General features: G+C 42.4%; 1 protein-coding gene and 1 pseudogene. One reads left to right on the top strand and one right to left on the bottom strand.

Features of this window, described 5'->3' with window-relative positions:
• A pseudogene (locus AC1DWB_RS34355) lies at nt 1–195 on the bottom strand (hypothetical protein); the annotation flags it as partial.
• 675 nt (nt 196–870) lie between these two features.
• Between AC1DWB_RS34355 and AC1DWB_RS34350 the strand changes: the two are divergent.
• A complete protein-coding gene (locus AC1DWB_RS34350) occupies nt 871–1,674 on the top strand; it encodes a hypothetical protein (RefSeq protein WP_477545559.1) in 804 nt (267 codons plus the stop codon).
• The last annotated feature ends 247 nt before the right edge of the window (nt 1,675–1,921 follow it).

Here is a 1,921-nt window from a genome sequence, read left to right as displayed (position 1 = left end):
ATGCAAGGGGAATCGATGTTTCAATGCTGCTTGAAGTTCTGTTTTTCCAATCCATTTTCCGTTGTGTTGGGTGGCAAAGTCTTTAGCAAGAGATAGGCACTCGTTCCAAATTTGTGCTGAAATGCGGTTGCACTCAAATAGTTGATCCAGATTGGCTTTTGAAGTTTGAAACGCTATTTTGACACATCGGATCACTTCGTTTTCTCCTCCTTTCCTGATTCTCGATAGGGTTGAAATGGTAATAGATGATCCTGCCTCTTCTGAACATGTAATCAGATTTATCGGCTCTTGCCTGCCTTCCCACATCAAAAAAAATAAGAAATGTTTGTATGAATTGATTATACCAAACAAATGTTCTCATTGACAGCGCTTTCTGAGCTAATGATAGGATCCAATCTGTCATTGTTGGAAAATGTTGTAGTTTTTTCGACTTCGTTCAAAAAAGCCATTAGCGATTGTAATAGGCAATTGGATTTAGTTCAAAGTCAATAGCCTCTAGGCTTCGCCTAGCCGAAATTCACCCCCTCCCTGAAGAGGAAGGGGACTTCTCTCGGAAAGCAGTTAAACTCTCTCATAAACAGTTTTTGTTCATGATTCATCGATTTCGATTATACCTCCAGGAAGGTCATATCTTCATAATTCTACTCTACAATTGTAATAATGGTTCTCAAATCCTTCTTTGTCATTCGGCTCCTCGTACATAACAATGATTTTAGCCACTATATTACCTCCTGTCGATAGTTAGCAATCTCCTGCATCCATGCGCTATTTTTCGGCAAATAGAATTCGGGTTATTAGATTGTTGGGTTAGGAATATTCTGAAAAGGGATGATTTAGTTTATTACTCGAAATTGAAAGGCGGCGATTCTCATGAAGAGATATTTATCGATGCTGGGAAATTACTTGCTATATTTGGCGGTCATCATTTTAGTGATTTTCCTCTATAATACCGTCATTGATCCTATCTTAGGGTGGGGGCAGTTCGGAAAAGGAGAGAACATCCCGATCCAGGTGTTCATGGTACTTGTAATTACGATCGGTCTTTCCGCCATTGTTTACGCCATCAAATACCGGCTTTTGAAACAGACACCGGGAAGCTTCTGGAGACTTAGCCGTTTCTCGCCGATCAGTCTGAGCTGTTCGGTTCACATGATCACAGTCGGCCTTGCGTTCACTTTCTTAAACGCTGCCACTATGAAACTGCTTCTTTACTACAACATCACAACTTTCAATGATTTTACAGAGGAATATTACAACTCTGTTCCTTTCGCTTACTTAATAGTTTCCTCCGTGTTCACCACGGCACTGGAGCTGATCCTGTTCATCGGTATCATGTTTAACGAAKCCCGAAAACATGTACCCGTTTTCTGGCCGATTCTGGTCATCGCTCTGATTATAGCGGCGTTGCAGCCGGGAGGAATTGCGATGCAGCTTCTGGGAGTGGCGTTAGGATTCATATACGGATCCATCTATGTACGCCTTTCATCCATATGGTCCGTTATGCTGATTGGGATTGTGTTTAACATCAGTCTGTTCGGCATGAAAAAAATAGGTTGGCTCGATTCCATGGAGAACATGTCGGAATTCACCCTAATAGTGGTTGCATTAGTCATGGGGCTGTATCTCATCTTTAGCACCCTCTGGAACTGGAGAAAACCAAAAGCGGGGCACTAACGGGTAATTTATTTGTCCCGCTTGAATATCAACGGATTCACAGAGAAATTTTCTGACCGGAACGATCTGCACATCGGGTGAAAAAAACGGTTCATCCCGTTTCACTGAGCCGATCCATGTCATCACTTCCTGGTCTTGCCCCCTTGATCTCTTTATTGGCAATTTCCTTCCACTACAGGGGTTTGCATGACACTCAGGGTAATGTATTAAACTGCCCTTTAACGTAGCAGGCCACCGATCGAGGTGT

The sequence above is a fragment of the Paenibacillus sp. P4_E11 genome (assembly GCF_056401635.1).
Note: the sequence above shows the minus strand (reverse complement) of the source record. Positions and strands in the feature narration are given on the sequence as shown.